The sequence below is a fragment of the Actinoplanes hulinensis genome, assembly GCF_019429605.1.
Lineage (GTDB): Bacteria > Actinomycetota > Actinomycetes > Mycobacteriales > Micromonosporaceae > Actinoplanes > Actinoplanes campanulatus.
Map to the genome: position 1 here is coordinate 724,505 of NZ_JAHXZI010000001.1, position 17,376 is coordinate 741,880.

12 protein-coding genes, 1 rRNA gene and 1 riboswitch are annotated in these 17,376 nt (G+C 70.0%); of the genes, 4 read left to right on the forward strand and 9 right to left on the reverse strand.

Annotation, left to right across the window (positions count from 1 at the left end; translation table 11 throughout):
* Window positions 1–119: 119 nt before the first annotated feature.
* Window positions 120–2,081, reverse strand: coding sequence for a glycosyl hydrolase family 28-related protein (locus KZ829_RS03585; protein WP_246634921.1), 1,962 nt, complete (start codon window positions 2,079–2,081; stop codon window positions 120–122).
* Window positions 2,082–2,377: 296 nt separating this feature from the next.
* On the opposite strand from KZ829_RS03585, the gene ahcY reads away from it, so the two are divergent.
* From ahcY to KZ829_RS03600, 3 genes are all read left to right on the forward strand, one after another.
* Complete coding sequence (gene ahcY / locus KZ829_RS03590) at window positions 2,378–3,838, forward strand: adenosylhomocysteinase (RefSeq protein ID WP_220142372.1); 1,461 nt, start codon at window positions 2,378–2,380, stop codon at window positions 3,836–3,838.
* Window positions 3,839–3,917: 79 nt separating this feature from the next.
* Window positions 3,918–4,442 (forward strand): DUF4142 domain-containing protein, encoded by a 525-nt coding sequence (locus tag KZ829_RS03595; protein WP_220142373.1) that lies wholly within the window; start codon window positions 3,918–3,920, stop codon window positions 4,440–4,442.
* Between the two features lie 4 nt (window positions 4,443–4,446).
* The gene (locus KZ829_RS03600; protein ID WP_220142374.1) at window positions 4,447–6,102 is read left to right on the forward strand and encodes a Na+/H+ antiporter; all 1,656 of its coding nucleotides are present in this window, start codon (window positions 4,447–4,449) and stop codon (window positions 6,100–6,102) included.
* Here KZ829_RS03600 and KZ829_RS03605 read toward each other — a convergent pair.
* The 5 genes from KZ829_RS03605 to KZ829_RS03625 are packed head-to-tail and all read right to left on the reverse strand — an operon-like array spanning window position 6,099 to window position 12,087.
* Entirely contained in the window at window positions 6,099–7,670 is a 1,572-nt protein-coding gene (locus KZ829_RS03605) for an ABC transporter permease (protein WP_220142375.1), read from the reverse strand. The genes KZ829_RS03600 and KZ829_RS03605 overlap by 4 nt on opposite strands.
* Window positions 7,667–8,569, reverse strand: coding sequence for an ABC transporter ATP-binding protein (locus KZ829_RS03610; RefSeq protein WP_220142376.1), 903 nt, complete (start codon window positions 8,567–8,569; stop codon window positions 7,667–7,669). The genes KZ829_RS03605 and KZ829_RS03610 overlap by 4 nt, the downstream gene beginning before the upstream one ends.
* Before the next feature lie 12 nt (window positions 8,570–8,581).
* A complete protein-coding gene (locus KZ829_RS03615) occupies window positions 8,582–9,181 on the reverse strand; it encodes a TetR/AcrR family transcriptional regulator (RefSeq protein WP_204300157.1) in 600 nt (199 codons plus the stop codon).
* A 42-nt stretch (window positions 9,182–9,223) separates the two neighbouring features.
* Window positions 9,224–10,123, reverse strand: a complete 900-nt coding sequence (locus tag KZ829_RS03620) for an ABC transporter substrate-binding protein (RefSeq protein WP_220142377.1) — start codon at window positions 10,121–10,123, stop codon at window positions 9,224–9,226.
* The gene (locus tag KZ829_RS03625) at window positions 10,120–12,087 is read right to left on the reverse strand and encodes a putative bifunctional diguanylate cyclase/phosphodiesterase (protein ID WP_308285318.1); all 1,968 of its coding nucleotides are present in this window, start codon (window positions 12,085–12,087) and stop codon (window positions 10,120–10,122) included. Before KZ829_RS03625 ends, KZ829_RS03620 begins: the two co-directional genes overlap by 4 nt.
* A gap of 149 nt (window positions 12,088–12,236) precedes the next feature.
* Here KZ829_RS03625 and KZ829_RS03630 point away from each other — a divergent pair, with 149 nt between their 5' ends.
* Window positions 12,237–13,028: a substrate-binding domain-containing protein gene (locus KZ829_RS03630; protein ID WP_308285319.1), complete on the forward strand. Its 792-nt coding sequence runs from the start codon at window positions 12,237–12,239 to the stop codon at window positions 13,026–13,028.
* Here KZ829_RS03630 and KZ829_RS03635 read toward each other — a convergent pair.
* The 3 genes from KZ829_RS03635 to rrf all read right to left on the reverse strand — a co-directional run.
* The gene (locus tag KZ829_RS03635; RefSeq protein WP_220142380.1) at window positions 13,015–15,183 is read right to left on the reverse strand and encodes a discoidin domain-containing protein; all 2,169 of its coding nucleotides are present in this window, start codon (window positions 15,181–15,183) and stop codon (window positions 13,015–13,017) included. The two genes, KZ829_RS03630 and KZ829_RS03635, sit on opposite strands and share 14 nt — an antisense overlap.
* 288 nt (window positions 15,184–15,471) lie before the next feature.
* Window positions 15,472–16,896 (reverse strand): glycine hydroxymethyltransferase, encoded by a 1,425-nt coding sequence (locus KZ829_RS03640; protein ID WP_220142381.1) that lies wholly within the window; start codon window positions 16,894–16,896, stop codon window positions 15,472–15,474.
* A gap of 20 nt (window positions 16,897–16,916) precedes the next feature.
* Window positions 16,917–17,007, reverse strand: a riboswitch (ZMP/ZTP riboswitch).
* Between the two features lie 290 nt (window positions 17,008–17,297).
* Window positions 17,298–17,376 (reverse strand): 5S ribosomal RNA (gene rrf / locus KZ829_RS44995); the annotation flags it as partial.

Consider the following 17,376-nt stretch of genomic DNA (forward strand, 5'->3'; position numbering starts at 1 on the left):
CGCAGCGCCGACCAGGCTACCCAAGCCCTCCCCCGGGAAACCAACTGCTCAGCCGGTATTACCCGGTGCGGCCGTGACGCCACTCTGTGGTCGTCACGGCCGGGCGACAGGGGTTGCGATCACCACCGGGAGGGTGCCGGCGGAGCGACCACCGGCGGACGGTCGTCGCAGGTGATGACATTCGGGACGTACGGCCCGAGCCATCCACCGTCGTTGCCGCCGCGGTCGGTGAGGGCGAACTCGGAGCCCTCCGGGGTGAACCGGAACCGGCCGCAGTTGTTCACCCCGACCGCCCCGACGTTGCGGGCGTCCACGTTCTCGAACGAGGCCGATCCGCCGGCACGGGCGCTGAGCACGCTGGTGCCGGTGCCGTCGACCCGGATGTCCTTGAACGTCACGCCGTCGATCGAGTAGAGGTCCTTCACGCCCCACTCGGTGACCAGCATGATCGCGTTGTACGTGCTGTCCAGGTAGTGGTCACCGGTCACCTGGACGTCCGCGCCGATGCTGCCCTCCAGCGCGTACATCCAGATCGCGCCGAGACCGATCCGCCAGTTCAGCTCGTACGTCCCGGCCCGCACCGTGGTGTTGCCGGTGAACCGCAGGTGCCCGGTGAACGGCTCGGCGCCGAACCGGGTCCCGGCGTGCAGGGCGCTGCCCTCGCGCACCGGGTCGGCGATCAGGTTGTTCGACACGGTGGTGTCGTGGCCGCCGTAGATCGCGATGCCGTTGGCCAGGGTCGGCGACTGGACGGTGTTGCGGTCGAAGACGTTGCCCGAGTCGGCGGTCTTCTCCGACCACATGGCCAGCGCGTCGTCGCCGGTGTTGCGGACGAAGTTGCCGCGCACCACCGAGTTCACCACCCCGGTGTGGAAGTTCAGGCCGTCCGCGATCTGGTCGACGATGATGTTGTCGGTGATGCGGGTGTTCGACATGGGACCGTCGAACCACAGGCCGACCTTGGTGTGCTGGATGTGGAGTCCGTCCACGCTGGAGTCGCTCATCGCGCCGCCGATGGCGTTGACCTGGTCGGTGTCGATCCGCTCGCGGACGTCGCCCTGGATCGCGAACCCGGACAGGTGCACGTTGCGGCTGCCGCCGTCGGCCGCGTCCCGGCCGTAGAAGCCGGCGCCGGTGTGCACCGAGCCGTCCGGAGCGGGCTCGCCGAGGGCGACCTCACGGCCCTTGATGATCGTGTACCAGTTGCCGGCCCCGGTGATCGTCACGTCGTCGACCAGGATGTGCCGGTTCACCTGGAAGACGCCGGGCGGCAGGTAGACCCCGCGGTGTGCCCGCTTGGCATGCGCGATCGCCTTCTCGATGGCCGGCGCGGAGTCCCGGCGGCCGGTCGGGTCGGCGCCGAAGAGCAGGACGTTGACCCCGGAGAGGTCGATCTTCGGGGCGCCGGCCAGCTCGGAGTCGAGAAGGTCGATGGTGGTCGGCACCTCGCGCGCGGTGAGCCGGACCCGGTCGCCGGCCCGGACCGTGTGCCCGAGCAGGAGCCGCTGCTCGTCGTAGAAGTGGGCCGGCCGGAACGGCTTGGTGATCACCGGTTTCGGCTCGGTGGCGGCGGGCACACAGGCGCACTCGGTGATCCACCAGTCCGGGTGCAGCAGGTCGGCCCGGGGGTCGTTCGTGAACGGGTACTGGTTGTAGAGCCAGGAGTACTGCGAGGTGAGGGTCATGGTGCGGGTGCCGTGCCGGGTGGTCACCGACAGCGGCGCGGTGATCCCGCCGCCCTCCGGCGCGTCCGGGATGCTGTAGCGGACGGTGATCGCGTTGGCGGCCCGGGGCAGGGTGAACTCCACCCACTCGCCCGGGTCGAGGGTGACGGCGGACCGTCCGGACGCCTCGGCGGGCAACGTGTAGGCGGTGCGGTCCGGGCCGATGACGGTGCCGTTGGTGGCGGCCTTCTCGGCCTCCTGCTCCAGGAAGGGAACGTTTGCGCCGCGGCCGGCGACCAGCGCGGGATCGAGGGCGGCCCGGGTGACCGCGGTGGGCGCGGGAGCGGCCGCGGCCGGCGCGACGAGACCGGCCGCACCGGTCACTATGCCGAGAAGAAGGGCGGACCATTGGGACATCGATGGCTCCATGGGAGAGACGGTGAGCCGACGATAGATGTCCGGTGATCTAACTCACAAGAGTCAGTCGCTGAATTTCGAGTTCCTGCTCGCTTCTTGCATTGAATCGCAAAATCAAGGCGGGACGGTGCCGTCCGAACTCTGACCATCTGGTGTGATCTTGCGGGGTGGGCGTTAAGGTGGTTCACGGCCCCGCCGAGAGGCGCTGCAACGGATGTCCGACTCGGGCTCCGCCACGCTCGGCGCGGGTGAAGATGACGAAAGGGCGCCTCCTGAGAGGGAGGAGCCCTCTTTTCATGAGCGACAAACTTCGATCCATCAACGGACTGGACTTCGCGGTCGCCGATCTCTCGCTCGCCGAGGCCGGCCGCCACCAGCTCCGTCTCGCCGAGCACGAGATGCCCGGCCTGATGTCGCTGCGCAAGGAGTTCGGCGACTCGAAGCCGCTGCGCGGCGCCCGGATCGCCGGCTCGCTGCACATGACCGTGCAGACCGCCGTGCTGATCGAGACCCTGGTCGAGCTGGGCGCGCAGGTCCGCTGGGTGTCCTGCAACATCTTCTCCACGCAGGACGAGGCGGCCGCCGCGACCGTGGTCGGCCCGACCGGCACGGTCGACGCGCCGGCCGGTGTCCCGGTCTTCGCCTGGAAGGGCGAGACGCTGGAGGAGTACTGGTGGGCCACCATGCGCCTGTTCGACTTCGGCGACGGCCAGGGCCCGAACATGATCCTCGACGACGGCGGTGACGCCACCCTGCTGGTGCACAAGGGCGCCGAGTTCGAGGGCGCGGGCGCGGTCCCGCAGGCGACCGAGGACGACGTCCACGAGTACCGGATCATCCTGGAGACGCTGCGCGCGAGCCTGGCCTCCTCGAAGGACCGCTTCACCAAGATCGCCGCGGAGATCAAGGGCGTCACCGAGGAGACCACCACCGGTGTGGCCCGGCTCTACAAGCTGGCCAAGGAGGGCACCCTGCTCTTCCCGGCGATCAACGTCAACGACGCGGTCACCAAGAGCAAGTTCGACAACAAGTACGGCATCCGCCACTCCCTGGTCGACGGCCTGAACCGGGCGACCGACGTGATGCTCGGCGGCAAGCTGGCCGTGGTCTGCGGTTACGGCGACGTCGGCAAGGGCTCGGCGGAGACGCTGCGTGGCCAGGGCGCCCGCGTCGTGGTCACCGAGATCGACCCGATCTGCGCGCTGCAGGCCTCGATGGACGGCATGCAGGTGGTCCGGCTCGAGGACGTGGTGGGTGAGGCCGACCTCTTCATCACCACCACCGGCGGCACCGACATCATCACGGTCGAGCACCTGTCGGCCATGAAGCACAACGCGATCGTCGGCAACGTCGGCCACTTCGACGACGAGATCGACATGGCCGGGCTGGCCAAGGTCGCGGGCATCGAGAAGATCGAGATCAAGCCGCAGGTGCACGAGTGGCGCTTCCCGGACGGCCACTCGGTGATCGTCCTCTCCGAGGGCCGCCTGATGAACCTGGGCAACGCGACCGGTCACCCGAGCTTCGTGATGTCGAACTCGTTCACCAACCAGGTGATGGCCCAGATCGAGCTGTGGACCAAGCCGGGGGCGTACGAGAAGCAGGTCTACGTGCTGCCGAAGCACCTGGACGAGAAGGTGGCCCGGCTGCACCTGGACGCGCTCGGCGTCCGGCTGACCACCCTCACCAAGAAGCAGGCGGAGTACCTGGGCGTGGACGTCGAGGGCCCGTTCAAGCCGGAGCACTACCGCTACTGATACACCAGGGGTGATCGTCGCCAGAAGCGGCGATCACCCCTTTTTGCCCAAATATCCTGTGATCATGATGATTCGTCGCATGATCACAGTAATGGCGGCCGCTGTTCTGGCCGCCCTGCCGGTCACCGCCACAACCGCGGCCCCGGCCCGTCCCGTCAGCCCGGAGGCGGAGTTCCTGATCGCCGCCCATCAGGGCAACCTGGCCCAGATCACGGCCGGGCGGCTGGCCGCCCGCAAGGGCGAGGTGAGCTCCGTCCGCAAGCTGGGGAAACGGTTCGTGGCGTACCACCGCAAACTGGACGCGCAGGTACGCGCGGCCGCCGCGGCGCTGGAGGTCCGGCTGCCCGCCGAGCCCAACTCGGAACAGCTCACCCTCAACGAGCGGTACCAGGCCACGTCCGGGCGGGAGTTCGACACGCTCTTCGTGAGCACCCAGATCTCGGCGTACGAGCGGGCCGCCAAACTCGCCAGGATCGTGCTCCGGACGACCACCGACCCGACGGTCCGGAAGATCGTCGTGACCGCCGTCCCGGCAATTGAGAAGAATCGTGACGCTTTGACCGCAACCCGAAACCGGATCGCCCTGGAGCAGCCGCGACAATGATCGGATGAGTTACGAGGGGATCCTGCTTTTCGTTCTGGGCGCGGTCTGCGTGATCGTCGCCGTCCGATGGGTCACCGAGAAGACCGGCCTCCCGGCGGCGGTCCTGCTGACCCTGATCGGCATCCTGTACGCCTACCTGCCGGGGCCGAACATCGACCTCGATCCCGAACTCGTCCTGACCTTCGTCCTGCCGCCGTTGCTCTACAACGCGGCACTCGACTCATCCCTGCTGGACATCCGGCGCAACACGCGTACGGTGATCAGCCTCTCGGTGGCGCTGGTGCTGGTCACCGCGCTCCTGATCGGCCTCGGCTTCTCGCTCTGGGTGGCCGGGGCCACCCTCGCGGCCGGCGTGGCGCTGGGCGCGACCGTCGCGCCGCCGGACCCGGTCGCGGCCCTCGCCGTCGGCCGCAAGGCCGGGCTGCCCGGCAAGCTGGTCACCCTGATCCAGGGTGAGGGCCTGCTCAACGACGCGACCGCGCTGACCATCCTGACCGTGGCGGTGGCCGCGTGGAGGGACGGCAACTTCAACTTCGACAACGCGGTCGGCCAGTTCGTCATCTCGGCGGCCGGCGGGGTGCTGGTCGGCGTCGCCGTGGCCTACGCGGTCCGCATGCTCAAGGTCCTGCGCTACGACCCGCTCAACGCCAACGCCCTCTCCCTGATCACCCCGCTCGCGGCGTACTCGATCTGCGAGAACTCGTTCGTCCACCACTACGTCACGATCTCCGGCGTGCTGGCCGTGGTGGTGGCCGGCCTGATCGTCGGCCATGACACCCCGCGGTACACGACCGGCGCCAGCCGTCTCCAGGTCAGCGCGGTCTGGCGGCTCATCGACTTCCTGCTGGAGGGCGTGGTCTTCCTGCTCATCGGGCAGCAGGTGCCCGACGTGGTGCGGGGCCTGGCCAAGTACGAGACCAGCACCATCGTGATCGCTCTGGCCATCACGCTCGGCGTGGTGCTGCTGCTGCGCCCGCTCTGGCTGGTGACCACCCAGTGGCTGCCGCGCTCGCTGCGCACCCGGCTGGGCGGCCAGGACGAGCCGGAGACCGACGTCGAGAAGCGCGAGGCCCCGCTCACCGGCAAGGAGGTGGTCGCGCTGAGCTGGGCCGGCACCCGCGGTGTCATCACGCTGGCGGCCGTCTTCACCCTGCCGATCGGCTTCCCGGACCGCGAACTGCTGCACTTCTGTGCGATCGCGGTGGTGCTGGTCACCCTGGTCGGGCAGGGTCTCACCTTCGCGCCGCTGGTGCGCCGGCTGGGCCTGCGCGCCAACCAGACGGACAAGGCGAAGCTGCGCAACGAGGCCCGATCGGCCGCCGTGGTGGTCGCCCTGGACCGGCTCGACGACATCCAGGAGCAGCAGCACGACAACGTCGAGGACGAGGCCATCGAGACGATGCGCAAGCAGCTGCAGTTCCGCCTGGACCGCTACCAGCGGCGACTCGACCTGCTGGAGCAGGTCGAGTCGCACGAGGTGCCGGAGTCGCCGCAGTACGAGGCCGCGCTCATGGTCCGGCAGGCGGTGATCGACGCCGAGCGCGAGGAGCTGCTGCGCTGGCGCGACGCGGGCCGTCTCAACGACGACAACCTGCGCATCCTCAACCGGGAACTGGACCACGAGGAGCTGGTTCTGCCGAAGCGTCCTTCGGGCTCCTAGACCGGCAGGTCGCGGCGGCGCAGGGCGATCAGTCCGGCGCCGCCCAGACCGGCCGCGATCAAGATCAAGATCATCAAGGGTACGGTCGTGAGGTCTCCGCCCGGAAGATGCGGGACGTGGGTGAACGGCGAGATGTCGAGCACCCACTGATCCACCTCGAGCAGTGGCCCGACCAGCATCACCAGCAGGCACGCCGCGACCGCCGCCCAGGCCGCCTGCGCCAGCCGGGGAGCCGCGCCGACCAGCAGCACGGTCAGCCCGGCCAGCACCCAGACGGCGGGAAGCTGGGCGATCGAGGCGCCCAGCACCGGCCCGGGATCGCCGTGCACCAGCCCGGCCGTGAGGCCTTGGGCGAGCAGTGCGGCGGCCGGGCCGAGCAGCGCGAAGAGCAGGTGACCGGTGGCCCAGGCGTACCGGTTGACGGCGGTGCTGAGCACCGCCTCGGCGTGCCCGGTCTGCTCCTCGTCGCGCATCCGCAGCGCCGCCTGCACGGCGTAGCAGGACACGATCACCCCGCAGATCGCGGCGGTGGTGGAGAAGTAGTTGTCGAGCACGGCGTCCGCCCCGCCGAACCGGCTGAACACCTCGCTCACGTTCGCCGAGTCCTCGGTGAGCTCCGCCACGCTGCCGGCGACCCCGCCGAAGACCAGCCCGAGGGCGGCGAACCCGCCGGTCCAGCCGAGCAGCAGGCCGCGGTGCAGGCGCCAGGCGAGCGCGACCGGCGACCTCAGGCCCGCGGCCGCGGTGGCCGGTCCGAGCCGTCCGGCGACCAGGGCGCCGCCCACATCACGCCGGGTCGAGAGGTACGCCGCGGCGCCGACCGTGACGACGGAGACGAGCAGGGTCAGCAGTGCCGGCCCCCAGGCGTCCGTCCCGAACGGGAACACCCGGTGCAGCCAGCCGACCGGGGACAGCCAGGACAGCCACTCCATCCGCTCGTCACCGAGCGCCGAGATGTCCCCGCCCATCCGCAGCACGTAGGCCGCGCCGAGAACCAGCACGGCGATCGTCCGGGCGCCGCGGGCGGTCTCGCTCACCTGCGCGGCGACCGCACCGACCCCGGCGAAGACCCAGCCGCTCAGCGTGAAGACCGCGCCCAGCGCCACCGACCCGCCGGCCGGCAGCCCCTTGCCGATCAGGGTCACCGCCACCAGCACGCCCATCACGAGGCAGGCCGCGGCGGTGCCGAGCACAGCGGCGGCGAGCTGCGCGAACCGGCCGACCACGGTGGCCCGGATCAGCTCGGTCCGGCCCGCCTCCTCGTCGGCCCGGGTGTGCCGGATCACCGTGAGCAGGGCGGCCAGGCCGATCATCACCGGTACGAAACCGCCACGCCAGACCGTCAGCTCGCCGATGCTGTCGCCGTGCAGCGGTCCGTAGAGGGCGACGAATCCGGCGTTCCCCGAACTGATCCGGGCGTAGTCCATCCGCTCCTGCGCCGTGGCGAAGAGGGTGTCGAACCCGGTGACGTAGACATACGGCAGGAGCCCGAGCCCGAGCACCCAGAGCGGTATGGCGACCCGGTCCCGGCGCAGCACCAACCGGAGCAGACTGAGGGTGCCGGTCATCGCGCGGTCTCCTCGTCCCGCGTGTAGTGGCGCAGGAACAGCTCCTCCAGCGAGGGCGGCTGACTGACCAGGCTGCGCACCCCGGCGGCGACCAGCGCTTTCAGGGCCGGCTCCAGGGCATCGGCCTCCACGTCGAAGGCCACCCGGCCGTCCTCGGTGATCAGGTCGTGGACACCGGCCAGGTCGCCCAGCCCGTTCACCGGGCCGGTCAGCTCGGCGCGGATCGTGGTCCGGGTGAGGTGGCGCAGGTCGCCGAGGGTGCCGGTCTCCACGACGCGGCCGGCCCGGATGATGGTGAGCCGGTCGCAGAGCGCCTCGACCTCGGACAGGATGTGGCTGGACAGCAGCACGGTCCGGTCGCCGCGCCGCTTCTCCTCCAGGATCACCTCCCGGAAGACCTCCTCCATGAGCGGGTCGAGGCCGGAGGTCGGCTCGTCCAGGAGCAGCAGCTCCACATCGGAGGCGAGGGCCGCGACCAGGGCCACCTTCTGCCGGTTGCCCTTCGAGTAGGCCCGGCCCTTCTTGCGCGGCTCCAGCTCGAACCGCTCGATCAGGCTGTCCCGCCGCTTCCGGTCGACACCGCCACGCAGCCGCCCGAGCAGGTCGATCACCTCGCCGCCGGTGAGGTTGGGCCAGAAGGTGACGTCACCCGGCACATAGGCCAGGCGGCGGTGCAGCTCGGTGGCGTCGGCCCAGGGATCACCCCCGAGCAACCGTGCCGATCCGCCGTCGGCCCGCATCAGCCCCAGCAGGACCCGGATCGCGGTGGTCTTGCCCGCCCCGTTCGGCCCGAGGAACCCGTGCACCTCCCCGGTGCGGACCCGCAGGTCCAACCCGTCCAGCGCGGTGACCGCGCCGAACCGTTTGATCAGTCCCTCAGCGTCGATGGCCTCGGACATGGATCGCCTCCATCACGAATCACCCAGCCGATCCAGTGCCTTCAGTGCCTGGTCGGCCTGCTCTCGCGTGAGGAGTGGCTGGGTGAAGATCTCCACCGAGGCCCGGATCATGCGCAGATAGCCGGGCAGCTCACCGGCGTCCTCACCGAGGACCGCGGTGAGCTGGTCGCGCATCACGAACATGCCCAGCTTCATGGCGCCCAGGACCGCGGCGAAGGCACGCGGGTCCGCCGACTGGAGCGAGGTGCCGGCCAGCCACTGCTCGCCGTGCTCGACGGCCTGGGTGAACATCGCCATGCCACGCGGCGAGCCGTCCATCAGGGACCGCACCAGATAGCGCTGGAGCACCAGGAACTCGGGGTCGATCGGGCCGAACGTGCCCAGCTCGGTGAACCGCATCTGGATCTGGACGACCCGGCTCATCGCCCACTCGTCGCAGGCGTCACGCAGGCCCTCCTTGGACCCGAAATGGTGCCGCAGCAGGCCCGAGGAGACACCGGCGGCCTGCGCGATGTCCCGGATCGAGGCGCTGGCGACACCACGCTCGGCGAAGAGCGCGATGGCCGCTTCCCGGATCCGGGCACGGGCGGTCAGGTCGCTACCACTACTCACCCGTGTAGCGTACTACACGGGTGTGTAGTTAACCATCGTCGCCTATCCGCCGTTGACCGTCGCCTCGGTCACCGCGCTGGCGCTCAGCTCCCAACGGGCCAGCAGGTCGGCGTAGGTGCCGGAATCGATGAGCCGTTGCAGGGCGGCGCGCAGGCAGTCCCGCAGGGCGGTGTCGTCCTTGGCCACCGCGATCCCGAAGAGCCCGGTCTCGTACTGGTGGTCCGAGGCGAGCTGGAAGAAGGCGCTGGTCCGCTCGTCGGCGGCCAGGAACGAGGCGGGCGGGTAGTCCTGCAAAACCGCCGCCACCCGCCCGGTCCGCAGTTCCATCATCGCGTCGGCGTTCGTCCCCAGACTATGGATGACCATTCCCACCGCGCCGCACCTCGCGCGGATCCGCTGGAGCATCCCCTCCTGGTAGGTGCCCTTCTCGGTGGCGACCTTGTGCCCGCACAGATCGTCGAGCTCCGTGATCCCCTGCACGTTGCCCCGCTGCACCAGGATCGACGTGCCGGTGGAAAGGTAATCGACGAAGTCCGCCTTGGCCTGCCGTCCCTTCGTGTCGGTCATCGACGAGAGCACTCCGTCGTACGTCCCGGCGCTCACCTCGTCCAGGGCGGTGCCGAAGGTGCCCACCACCATCTCGACCCTGATGCCGAGCACCTCGCCGAGCGCCGCGGCCAGGTCCGCGTCGAACCCGATGATGGTGCGCCCGTCCGCCGCGAAGTACTCCATCGGCGCGTAGCTCGCGTCGGTGACCAGCCGGATGAAGCCCCGGGCCCGGACCGCCTCGGGCAGCCTGTCGTGCAGCTCCTGGTCCATCGTCACGGTGCCGGTCACGTCGAGCCCACCGGGCCGCACCGTGTCGTCGGCCCGGGTGCAACCTCCGGCCGCCAGCACGAGGGCGACCCCGGTGGCGGCGATGGTCCGGCGCAATGGCGTCATCGAACGGCCCTCTCGGCTTCACTGACGGTTTTCGGTACGTCGAACTCGGGCGCCACCTGCGGCCACGGCACCGGGCGCCCGATCAGGTAACCCTGCGCCTCGTCGCAGCCCGCCTCGACGAGCCAGCGGTAGATCTCGGCGGTCTCCACGCCCTCGGCGGTGGCCCGGCTGCCGAGCCCGTGCGCCAGCTCGATCACCGAACGGACGATGGCCCGGCTCCGCGGGTCGTCGATGACGTCCGAGACGAAGCCCCGGTCGATCTTGATCTCGTCGACCGGCACCTCCCGCAGGTGCGAAAGGCTGGTGTATCCGGCGCCGAAGTCGTCGACCGAGATGCCGACGCCGAGTGCCGCGATCTCGCCGATCACCCGGGCGGCGGCCTCCCCGTCGCCGGCCAGGGCGGTCTCGGTGACCTCCAGGACCAGCCGGCGGGCCGGGGTGCCGGTCTCCGCGAGCAGGTTCGCCACCAGCTCCGGGAAGCCGGGGACCTCGAGGTTGCGGGCGGACACGTTGACCGAGACGGCCCACTGCTGCCCGGCCGCGGACCAGCCCACCTGGTCGGTCAGGGCACGGCGCAGCACCCACTCGGTGAGCGGGACGATCAGCCCGGAGTGCTCGGCGGCCGGCAGGAAATCGCCCGGCGGAACCAGCCCTCGCTGCGGGTGCTGCCAGCGGACCAGCGCCTCCAGCGCGCGGACCTCGCCGTCGGCCAGGTTGACCTTGGGCTGGTAGTGCAGCACCAGTTCGCCGCGTTCCAGGGCGTGCCGCAGCTCGGCCTGCACCACCAGCCACTGGTGCGAGTGGCCGATGCCGTCGCCGGAGTAGACGACGATGTCGGCGGTGCCGCGCTTGCCCTGGTACATCGCGATGTCCGCGCGCTGCTTGAGCTCCTCCAGTCGCCCGCCGTGCTCGGGGAAGAGCGCGATGCCGAAACTCGCCTCGATGCTCAGCGGCACACCGTCGAGCACCATCTCCTCGGACAGCCGCTCCCGGATCTTCGCCAGCAGCGCCACCGCCTCGGGCCCGGTACGGCCCGGCAGGAACAGCGCGAACTCGTCACCGCCGAGCCGGGCCAGGATGTCCCGCTCGCCGAGCCGGGCCCGGAACCGGTCGGCCACGATCCGCAGCAACTCGTCGCCGGCGTGGTGGCCCAGGGTGTCGTTGACCTCCTTGAACCGGTTGAGGTCGACCAGCACCACGGCGCCCGGCTGCCCGTCCCGCAGCGACTCGGCCAGTCCGGCCTCCGCCCAGGTACGGAACGCCGCCAGGTTGGGCAGACCGGTCAGCGCGTCGTGCAGCGCGTTGTGCCGCTGGTCGGCGGCGTACCGGCTCAGCGACCGGGTGGTCCACCAGGCGAGCAGCCCGAGCACCAGATAGAGGGCCACGAGGCCGCCGGCGATGCGCTTGGAGGTGTGCACCAGTTGCGCCTGGAGGCGGTCGTCGATCCGCTGGTACGGCAGGTACACCTCGAGCACCCCGACCGACTGCCCGGTGTTGAGGAACAGCGGCCGCATCACCCGGATGGTCCGGGTCCCCCCGGTGACCACCCGGGCCTGGGGGTGACCGGAGGCGGCGGACCGGAAGTCGGGGTCCGAGACCGGCACGCCACTGCCGGTCGAGCCGTCGTCGGAGAAGATCACCCGGCCGGTGAACCCGCGCACCCGCAGGTGCTGGACCGAGCCGTCGTACACGGCGATCTGGGTGGCCTCACGCATCCGCTCGGACTGCTCGGCGGTGAGCCCCCGCCGGCTCAGGTCGGCGTCACCGAGGGTGGACGAGCCACCACTGTTCAGGACGGGCGCGATCACCATCCGGGCGATCACCTCGGCCTGGGCCAGCCCCTGCTCGCGACCCTGCGCGGCCGCGTCCCCGCGGTAGTCCTGGAGCAGGAGAGCACCCAGGGCGACCACGGGCAGGAGGCTGGCCGCCGCGTAGGTGGCGAACAGCCGGGAGCTGCTCCGCACTCGCGGAAGGCGGCGACGGACCCGCGGGAACCACATGAGCCCTTTGATCGGCCCGGCGCGGTCAGGGCTGAGGATTCGGCGTGGCGCCACCGGACATCGATGAACGACACAATGAGTTCCGGGAACATCGCCGAGTGATTGGACCGAGCGTGCACAGAACCATCGGGGTGCTGCTGGAAGACCTGGCGGATCCCTTCTCCGGCGCCCTGCACCGGGCCGTCGAGGAGGAGGCCCGGACCCGCGGCGCGCGATTGCTCGCCGGCGGGCCGGCCGGGGAGCTGACCCACGTCCTCCAGTACTGCCGGGCCGACGGCCTCATCGTGGTGCCGTCCGGTTCCGATCAGTCGTACCTGGCCCGTTTCGCCGGTACACCGATCGTCTGCGTGGACCGCCCGCCGACCGGCTTCGAGACCGACGCCGTGGTCTCCACCAACGTGGCGGGCGCCGCCGCGGCGGTCCGGCACCTGACCGCCCGAGGCCATCGCCGGATCGCCTACCTCGGCGGTCACCAGAGCTCCCCGACCGCACGGGACCGTTTCCGCGGCTACCGCCAGGCGCTCGGCGACCGGCCCGGTCCGGTGGTGCACGACCTCGACGGCGAGAGCGCCGCGGAACGCGCCACGCTGGCCCTGCTGCGCCGCCCGGACGCGCCGACCGCGCTGTTCGCCGGGCACGACCCGATCACCCGGGGCGCGGTCCGGGCGCTGCGACGGGCGGACCGGCACCGTTCGGTGGCGCTGGTCGGCTTCGACGACTTCCCCCTCGCCGACCTGCTCGAGCCGGCGGTCACCGTGGTCGCCCAGGACGCGGCCCGGATGGGCCGGGTGGCCGCCGGCGCGCTGTTCGAGCGCATCGACGGCCACGAGGGGCCGCCGCGCGAGATCCGGGTGCCGACCACCCTCGTTCCGCGCGGCAGCGGTGAGATCCCTACGGGAAGTTGACGACGTACGACGGGACCGTCGCCGTCCCCTGAGCCGGTCCACCGGTGGTGTTGACGACGTGGTCGATGACCCCGTTGCCGCCCAGCGACACGGTCAGCAGGTTGTGCAGCCTCACACCGGACCTGACCGGCACCTCGAACCCACGGTCCGCGTGGATCGACGGGTTCACGTTGAAGTAGCAGTAGCTGCCCATGCCCCACGCCTCGTGCGTGGTCACCGAGTCGGCCACCTTGTACGCGGCGTACCCGTTGGCCCCGGTCCGCCAGGCGGCCTGGGTCGGCGGGTCGTACGGCATCTCGTTCTGGAGGAAGTAGGTCCGGCCGCCGTTGCCGTTCCAGATCACCTCGTACTTCTGGTAGTGCTCGACGAAGAGCCCGTACCCGATGACGTCCTGGCCGTTGACGATCAGGCCGCTGTCACCGGTCGCGACGTTCCACCCGTACGTCCCGGGGTTGCCGTGGTCGGCCCGCCACGCCCAGATGTGGTCGACGATCACGTTGTTGCTGTTCACCAGCAGGCTGTTGGTGGCCTTGCCGGCGATGTAGCCGCCGATCCGGAAGAACACGTCCTGCACGGTCGACGGGTTGGCGGCGTGGTTGGCCGACGATCCGTTCGGGCCCATCACCAGCAGGTTCGCCGAGTTGGTGGTGCCCGCGTCGAACAGGATGCCGGCGATCTTCACACCGTCCACATCGGCGACCTGCATCGGGGTCACGCCGTTCACCGGGATGATGGTGGCGTAGCCGAGGCCGAGGACGACGGTGTTCGCCCGGTTCACGTCGATGGTCTGGTCGATCTGGTAGATGCCCGGCTGGAAGATCAGGTTCAGGCCCTGCGCGAGTGCCTGGTTGATCCGCGCCGCGGTGTCACCCGGCTTGGCCACGTAGAACTGGCTCAGCGGGATCCCGGCACCCGGCGTGTTGCCGTTCGCCCAGCTGACGCCGCTCGAGTTGGTCCGCAGGCCGGGCACGAAGACCGCGTAGTCTCCGCCGCTCTGGTAGAGGTAGGGCTTCTCCCGGATCACCGGCGTGGCCGCGATCGTGGTGTAGGGCGGGTTCGGGTAGGCGGCGCCCGACGGGGCGCCCTGCACACCCAGGAACATCTGGTTCCAGACCGCGTTGGTGTTCGACGCGATCTGGCTGTTCCGGGTGAACCACTGCTGCTGCGAGTACTGGCCCTCGGAACCACTGATCCGGGAGTCGGCGATGTAGCCACCGGAGGCCCAGCCGTAGCCGTTGGGCGCCAGGTTCAAATCACCGTGCACGTCCATCCGGCGGAACGGCGCCGCCTGCGACACGGCCCAGCGGTTCGCCCCGTTCACCGGGTAGACCGACAGGTTCTCGGTCGAGCGCCAGAAGTTCTGGGTGGCGTTGCCCTGGAACCAGCCGGCGTCCACGGTGATGTCCCCGTTGATCCGGACGTCCTGCGGGTTCTGCCCGAGACCGACCACCGAGGTGTAGAAGCCGACCTGGATGTTGAGGTTGTTGTAGGTGCCCGGCTTGAACGCCAGCACGTACCGGCCGGTGCCGAACTGGGCCGACTCCTGCTGACGGAAGATCTCGTCGGCGCGGGCCTGGATGGTGGCCGACGACATCGACGGGTCGAAGACGACCACGTTGGCGCCGAGGCTGCCGCCACCCGGAACGGTCGGCCCGCCGGTCTCGCCGAAGACCTTGAACTCCCACAGCGAGTAGCCGTAGGTGGTGGTCCGCTGCGTGCCGTACATCCGCACGTACCGGCCGGTGCCGGTGACCGCCACCGACTGGTTGCCGCCGGTCGAGGTGGTCGTCGAGTGGACCGTGGTCCAGCTGGACGCATTGTCGGAGACCTGGATCTGGTACGCCTTGGCGGCCGCGGTCTCCCAGTTCAGTTCGACCCGGGTGATCGCCTGGGAGGCGCCCAGGTCGACCTGGAGCCACTGGGGATCGGCGAAGGCCGACGACCAGCGGCTGCCGGTGTTGCCGTCGACCGCCTCGGCGGCGAGGTAGGCGCCGGGCGCCTCGGTGGACGAGGCGGTGGCCGGCTTTCCTTGCGAGAGCAGGACCTCGGCGGCGGCCGCGCTGCTGCCGGTGATCGCGGTCAGCCCGGCGACCAGCACGGCCACCAGGCCGCCGGCGGCACCGCGCCGCCAGGGGGAGCGTCTGGGAACGGACATGGCATCTCCTAGGACGGAGGAGGAATGATCATGGGAGAGCGCTCACCCAACTCCTGACGCTAAGAGTTCCCCGGTTCACAATCCAGACGTCGGCGTGGTTCCGGAACCAGCCCAGGTTTTCCCAGCTCATCGCGCGTTATCGCTGGCCGCGGCGATTCGGGGACGTCGATAACACCGATTCCGGAACCGGTTCCGCTAGCGTTCGTCACAACTCACATCTGGGGTTCTCAGCGCAAAAACGACGGAGCCCTCCACCCGGCGGGGTGAAGGGCTCCGAAGAGGACGAGATCAGCCGAGGTCGACCGACGGGTAGAGCGGGAACGGCGCCAGCAGCTCGGTGGCCTGCTTGCTGATCCGATCGGCCAGGGCCGGGTCCAGGTGGAACTTCGCCTTCGACCCCTCGGCCGGCGTGGTCGCCGACAGCACGTGGTGGATCAGCTCGGCGATCTGGTCCATCTCCGCGACACCCAGGCCGCGGCTCGTCAGCGCCGGCGTGCCGATCCGGATGCCCGAGGTGTACCAGGCGCCGTTCGGGTCGTTCGGGATCGCGTTGCGGTTGGTGACGATGCCACTGTCCAGCAGGGCCTGCTCGGCCTGGCGGCCGGTGATGCCGAACGGGTGCACGTCGAGCAGCACCAGGTGGTTGTCGGTGCCGCCGGAGACCAGCCGCACACCCCGCTTCAGCAGACCCTCGGCCAGCGCCTGGCTGTTCGTGACGATCTGCTGCGCGTAGGTCGAGAACTCGGGCCGGCGGGCCTCCGCGAACGCGATCGCCTTCGCCGCCATCACGTGCGGCAACGGGCCACCCAGCACCATCGGGCAGCCGCGGTCCACCTGGGCGGACAGCTCCGGCTGGCAGAACACCGCGCCACCGCGCGGGCCGCGCAGGCTCTTGTGCGTGGTGGTGGTGACGATGTGCGCGTGCGGGATCGGGTTGAAGTCGCCGGTGAACACGCCACCCGCGACCAGGCCGGCGAAGTGCGCCATGTCCACCATGAAGGTGGCGCCCACCTCATCGGCGATCTCGCGCAGCGTCGCGAAGTTGACCTTCCGGGGGTACGCCGAGTAGCCGCCGACGATCACCGCGGGCTTGAACTCACGGGCCGTCTCCCGCAGCGCCGCGTAGTCGATCTGGCCGGTCGCCAGGTCCACGCCGTAGCTGCGCTGGTCGAACATCTTGCCGGAGATGTTCGGCCGGAACCCGTGGGTGAGGTGGCCACCGGCGTCCAGCGACATGCCGAGCAGCCGCTGGTTGCCGAACGCCTGCCGCAGCTCGGCCCACTCGGCGTCGGTCAGGTCGTTGATCTGCCGCTTCTCGAATTTCTTCAGGTACGGCACCTCGACCCGGTCGGCCAGGATCGCCCAGTAGGCGACCAGGTTCGCGTCGATGCCGGAGTGCGGCTGAACGTAGGCGTACGGCGCACCGAACAGGGCCTTGGCGTGCTCGACGGCGATCGACTCGACGGCGTCCACGTTCTGGCAGCCGGCGTAGAAACGACGGCCGACGGTGCCCTCCGCATACTTGTCGGAGAGCCAGTTCCCCATGGCGAGCAGAACAGCCGGGGAAGCGTAGTTCTCACTCGCGATCAGCTTCAGCGACTCACGCTGGTCGGTCAGCTCCTGCGCGATCGCGTCGGCGATCCGCGGCTCCACGGTCCGGACCACCTCGAGGGCGGCGCGGAAGGCGGTGGATTCGGCGTTCAACTCAGGCATGGGACCTCCCTATCACGAAGCGAAGAGGCCCAGGCGCACGGCAAGTCGTCATCTCGACGAGGCCGCTCCCCGATGGTCAACCATCCGAACGCGCCAGTCACGGCCTGCCCGCCAGCATACCGGCTTTCCAAACCCGTCTTCCGGTACGCCCGGAGCACCGACAGAAGCAAATCGACCGTCCCCGGCTACGCCGCTGCCGCCGGATCTCCTGATCGCCCCCGTGACGACAAGATCCCCAGCGGCAGCGACCGTTCCGAAGGTGGCCGTTCCGTAGTCATAAGGTGCGATGCGGGGCCGGCGGTCTTGGTTCGCGAAGTTCGGTAACGGAGCGATAACAGGTTCCGGATCCGGGCAAAAAGAAAGGCCCACCCCGTATGGGGTGGGCCTTTCTATCACGTTGAGTCCGGCGGCGTCCTACTCTCCCACACCCTCCCGAGTGCAGTACCATCGGCGCTGAAGGGCTTAGCTACCGGGTTCGGA

Excerpts from the sequence above, each read along its gene's own strand:
- ahcY (WP_220142372.1), top strand. The coding sequence starts at position 2,378 with ATGAGCGACAAACTTCGATCCATCAACGGACTGGACTTCGCGGTCGCC.
- KZ829_RS03620 (WP_220142377.1), bottom strand. The coding sequence starts at position 10,123 with ATGACGCCATTGCGCCGGACCATCGCCGCCACCGGGGTCGCCCTCGTG.
- KZ829_RS03585 (WP_246634921.1), bottom strand. The coding sequence starts at position 2,081 with ATGTCCCAATGGTCCGCCCTTCTTCTCGGCATAGTGACCGGTGCGGCC.
- KZ829_RS03635 (WP_220142380.1), bottom strand. The coding sequence starts at position 15,183 with ATGTCCGTTCCCAGACGCTCCCCCTGGCGGCGCGGTGCCGCCGGCGGC.
- KZ829_RS03600 (WP_220142374.1), top strand. The coding sequence starts at position 4,447 with ATGAGTTACGAGGGGATCCTGCTTTTCGTTCTGGGCGCGGTCTGCGTG.
- KZ829_RS03640 (WP_220142381.1), bottom strand. The coding sequence starts at position 16,896 with ATGCCTGAGTTGAACGCCGAATCCACCGCCTTCCGCGCCGCCCTCGAG.
- KZ829_RS03605 (WP_220142375.1), bottom strand. The coding sequence starts at position 7,670 with ATGACCGGCACCCTCAGTCTGCTCCGGTTGGTGCTGCGCCGGGACCGG.
- KZ829_RS03610 (WP_220142376.1), bottom strand. The coding sequence starts at position 8,569 with ATGTCCGAGGCCATCGACGCTGAGGGACTGATCAAACGGTTCGGCGCG.
- KZ829_RS03595 (WP_220142373.1), top strand. The coding sequence starts at position 3,918 with ATGATCACAGTAATGGCGGCCGCTGTTCTGGCCGCCCTGCCGGTCACC.